The organism is Pseudoduganella sp. RAF53_2, from assembly GCF_052113985.1.
In the GTDB taxonomy this organism is placed as follows: domain Bacteria; phylum Pseudomonadota; class Gammaproteobacteria; order Burkholderiales; family Burkholderiaceae_D; genus Rugamonas.
Window position 1 is genome coordinate 1 of the sequence record NZ_JBFRDW010000674.1, and the last position, 4,444, is coordinate 4,444.

General features: G+C 60.6%; 5 protein-coding genes. 2 read left to right on the plus strand and 3 right to left on the minus strand.

Annotated features, from left to right (window positions below; all coding sequences use genetic code 11):
• Positions 1-568, minus strand: a 568-nt coding sequence (locus tag AB4Z11_RS27565; RefSeq protein ID WP_442029029.1) for a hypothetical protein, incomplete at its 3' end; no start/stop codon positions are given.
• A gap of 274 nt (positions 569-842) precedes the next feature.
• Here AB4Z11_RS27565 and AB4Z11_RS27570 point away from each other — a divergent pair.
• Entirely contained in the window at positions 843-1,808 is a 966-nt protein-coding gene (locus AB4Z11_RS27570) for an aminotransferase class I/II-fold pyridoxal phosphate-dependent enzyme (RefSeq protein WP_442029030.1), read from the plus strand.
• Here AB4Z11_RS27570 and AB4Z11_RS27575 read toward each other — a convergent pair whose 3' ends face one another.
• Positions 1,809-2,909 carry an alkene reductase gene (locus tag AB4Z11_RS27575; RefSeq protein WP_442029031.1) on the minus strand — a complete coding sequence of 367 codons (1,101 nt, stop codon included), beginning with the start codon at positions 2,907-2,909 and terminating at the stop codon, positions 1,809-1,811.
• Between the two features lie 133 nt (positions 2,910-3,042).
• Here AB4Z11_RS27575 and AB4Z11_RS27580 point away from each other — a divergent pair, with 133 nt between their 5' ends.
• Positions 3,043-3,927 (plus strand): LysR family transcriptional regulator, encoded by an 885-nt coding sequence (locus tag AB4Z11_RS27580; RefSeq protein WP_442029032.1) that lies wholly within the window; start codon positions 3,043-3,045, stop codon positions 3,925-3,927.
• Here AB4Z11_RS27580 and AB4Z11_RS27585 read toward each other — a convergent pair.
• Positions 3,928-4,444, minus strand: a 517-nt coding sequence (locus AB4Z11_RS27585) for a Gfo/Idh/MocA family oxidoreductase (RefSeq protein WP_442029033.1), incomplete at its 5' end; no start/stop codon positions are given.

The following is a 4,444-nucleotide window of genomic DNA, read 5'->3' on the forward strand; positions in this document are numbered from 1 at the left end:
TACGCGAGGTTATGGAGTTCAACTGCTTTTGCAGATTCGCCATCGCCTTGATCAGCGTTTCATTCAATTCCTTGTTCAAGGCGCTGCCGTTTTGCGCGACGCGCTGGCCCATGGTGTCGAAGGCGCGGCGGGATTGAGCAATGAGCTGTTCGGAGGCCTCGTCGAAACCGGCGCGCAGGTCGGAGATGGCGTCGGCCATTGATTGCATTGATAGAGCTTGCTGCGCCATGCCGCTATCGATGGCTTGCTGGCGCGGGCCGAGCAAGTCGAGCGACTGGCGAATATCGGCGGCCAGCCCGGTCAGCGCACTGGCGTCTGCAAGCAGCCTGGCGAATTCGCCAGTCGTCTCGTCAACCTGGGAGGCGATGCGGCGGGCGTGGTGCATGGCTTCCATTTGTTCGTTGCGCTGCTTGCGGTAGAGATCCTGGCTGCTTTCGGCCAGCCCGGCCAACATGCGCAACTGGGTGTCGAACTGGCGATGAAAATCGGCGATGACACTGGACAATGCAGCGCTGAGCTGTTCCATATTGCGCTGGATTTGGCGCTCTTCACTTTGTGCGACGGCCATTCGCAGCTCCGAGAGCAGTTGCAGCAGCGCTGCATGTCTTTCGCCGTCCCGATCATTCGCGCGTTTGTGTTCTTCGACTACGCGGTCGAGAGCCTGGGTGGCGCGCCACAATCCCGCACCGAGGGCAATCAGCGCTGACAGCAAGCCTGCGATCAGGAGGTAGAGGAGGGACATCCCCCAATCTTGCCATTAAAGGACGAGTCCAAAAGTCACGGAAAATCACGGTATCTGCTAGAGTAACCGTCCAGCCGTCGATTTTGTACAAGGGTATTGCATGAAACTGGCAGATAGAACTGACGCCGTCGCTCCATTTTTCGCAATGGAGTTCGGCAAGCACGCAGCGGCATTGGAGGCACAAGGCCACCATATCATCAAACTGAATATCGGTGAGCCGGACTTCGATGCGCCGCCGATGGTCGTGCAAGCGATGCACGAAGCGATCGACGGCGGTCACACTTCCTACACCGCCGCGCTGGGCATTCCTCCGCTGCGCAAGGCCATCGCGGACTTTTATCAGTTCAGCTACGGTGTGACGATTGATCCATCGCGCGTAATCGTCACTGCGGGCGCTTCGGCGGCATTACTGCTGGCCTCGGCCGCGCTGGTGAATGCCGGGGACGAAGTGCTGGTGGGCGATCCGTCTTATCCATGCAACCGCCATTTCATGTCCAGTTTCGGCGCAAAGGTGAAGCTGGTCCCGACCACGGCGGCGACCCGTTTCCAGTTGAATGAAGAACTGGTGCGCGAGCATTGGAGCGCACGGACGCGTGGACTGATGATCGCCACGCCGTCCAATCCTACGGGTACGTCGGTGCCGGAAGCGGAACTGGCTGCATTGTGCCAATTCGCCCGCGAAAAAGGGGCCTGGCGCATCGTGGACGAGATTTATCTTGGCCTGGCCTGCTTCAAGCCGGAATCGCTGGCGATCTGCGAAGAACGCCGCCTGGATCTGGCAAAACGCCGCGACCTGATTGTCGCCGGCCTGAAACGCATCGGACTCGATGTGCCAGTGATACCTGATGGCGCCTTCTACGTCTACATCGACGTCAGCAAGACCGGGCTCGATTCCATGGAATTCTGCGAACGCGCGTTGCAAGAGGCGCACGTCGCGCTCACGCCGGGCAACGATTTTGGCGTTTGCTCGGCGAACGACCACGTACGCTTGTCGTACGCGGCGTCCAGCGGGGAACTGAACGCCGCGGTCGAACGGCTGGCGCCATTCATCCAGAAGCTGCTGTAATCAGGCGGCTTTTGCGTAGAACGGATAGTCGGTGTAGCCGGCTTCCGTGCCGCCGAAGAACGTCGGGCGGTCGTAGGCGTTCAGTGGCCAGCCATTGCGCAGGCGCTCCGGCAGGTCGGGATTGGCGATGAAGTGGCGGCCGAAGGCTACCAGGTCCGCCGCGCCTTCTTCCAGAATTGCCTTTGCCGATTCGCCATCGAAACCGCCCGCCGCAATGATCAGGCCTTTGAAGTGCTGGCGAATCAGGCGGGCTGCGATCGGTGCCTGGTCCCGGTTTTCGTCTTCGATATTGCCGGCAATGCGCGGTTCGATCAGATGAAGATAGGCCAGATTCAGCTTATTCAGTTCGCCGGCGACGTAGCTGAACAGGGCGACCGGATCGCTGTCGGACATATCGCCCCAGCTGCCGCTCGGCCCCATCCGCACGGCCACGCGGTCGCTACCCCATACCGAGGTGACGGCATTCACCACTTCCAGCAGGAAGCGGGCGCGGTTTTCGATCGAGCCGCCATAGCTATCTGTGCGCTTGTTGCTGCCGTCCTGCAGGAACTGGTCCAGCAGATAGCCGTTAGCGGCGTGCAGTTCAACGCCATCAAAGCCTGCTGCGATGCCGCGCTTGGCGGCTTCGCGGAAGCTCTCCACCAGACCTTTGATTTCTTCCATGGACAGTGCACGCGGAGGCGTGTTCGGCACCCAGCCCGATTCAGTATAAGCGACGCCGCCATGCTCGACGGCCGATGGTGCAACGGGCTGGCCGCCATCCGGCTGCAGCTGGCTGTTGGACTGGCGGCCCGCGTGATAAAGCTGCAGGAAGATCTTGCCGCCCTTGGCGTGCACGGCGTCAGTGATAAGCTTCCAGCCCGCGATCTGGCTGTCGTCGTACAGGCCTGGTGCGCCCAGATAGCCGTTGCCGTTTGCCGCCGCGATGGTGGCTTCGCCAATCAGCAGGCCGCCTTCGGAGGTGCGCTGGGCATAGTATTCGGCCATCAACGGGCCAGGGATGGCGCCTGGTTCGGCGCGCATGCGGGTCAGCGGAGCCAGGACCACGCGGTGGGAAATGTTGTAAGGACCTACTTGAACGCTGGTATGCAGTTTGGACATGATGTCGATTCCTGTATGTGGTTGAACGATGTAGGGAATATAGGTTCCCAGCGCTTGAAGAAAAATACCCCGCGATGCCGAACATTTCGGACGAAAATTCCTGAATCCGTCCGAAGCGCAGTACACTGGCAAAATGGACAGCCTGAGTGGAATTGCAATGTTTGTGCAGGTCGCCGAGACGCGCAGCTTTACGGAAGCCGGGCGGCAGCTCGGCGTCTCGTCGTCGGCGGTGGGGAAAGCGATTGCGCGAATGGAGGAGCGCCTGCGCGTGCGGCTATTCCATCGCAGCACCCGTAGCATTACGTTAACGGCGGAGGGCACGCTGTTTCTGGAGCGCTGCCGCCGCATCCTGAGCGAAGTGGATGCCGCAGAGTCCGAATTATCGGGCCTGGCGGGTAACCCGCGCGGACGCCTGCGCGTAGGCACGCCGCAATTGGGCAATCTGATGATGCCTGCATTTGACGGTTTCATGGCCCAATATCCGGAAATTGAGCTGGATATCGATATGTCCGACCGCATGGTGGACGTGATCGAAGAGGGCTTCGACGCGGTCATCCGCACCGGCGAGCAGACGGATTCACGTCTGGCCGCACGCCGGCTAGGCGCGTGCCCCCATGTGCTGGTGGCATCTCCGGCTTATCTGAAGCGCCACGGCACCCCAGTGCAGCCGCGCGATCTGGAAGGGCACTTCTGCCTGCAGCACAAATTTCCTGCGACGGGAAAGCTGGAGCGCTGGCCGCTGCGGCTGCAGGAGTCCGAGCCGGAGCTGGTGCTGCGTGAGACGATGATGTCGAATACGATCGAACCGCTTGGCTATGCGGCCATTCAGGGCAGGGGCATTGCCTTCCTGCCCCAATTTCTTGTGCGGGACGCACTGGAAAGCGGCAAGCTGGTCACGGTGCTGGACGAGTTTCTCGATCGCCAGGTCGTCTTCTGGATACTATGGCCAGCCAGCCGCTATGCTTCGCCGAAGCTGCGCGTTTTCATCGACTACATGAGCGCGCAACTGCGCATCTGATTACTTCAGCTGCACACGCGCGCCGTCGCGATTGGACACTTCGATCGCGTCGATCAGTTCGTGCATGCGCAGCGCGTCGGTGAAGGTGGGCGCGAGTTGCGTGCCTTCGCTCACGTCCTTTGCGTAAGCGGCGTACAAGTAGGCCAGCTCGAGYTGACTGCCGCCCAGATCGTTCTCCGGCAACCAGTTATAGCGCGGCGGGACTTTCAGCATGCGCATGGGCTGTGAATCGCCTTGTGCCGCTTCAATCATATTGAAGGCATTGCCGAAACTGGTCGTGTTCCAGATCTTGATGTCGCCCTTGGTGCCGGTGATGTCGAGCTGCATGCCGTAGTTATTGCGCTTGCCCGCCTCGATATGGGCGGTCAGCACAGCGCCGTTGGCGTAGCTTCCGCTGACAATCACCTGGTCCGCGGTTGTATGTTTCAGCACTTCGCCCGTTTCGATCAGCGTCACTTCCGGGAACTGATTGACGGCGAGGGCGCTGATGCTCTCCGGATGGCCCAGCATGGTAAAC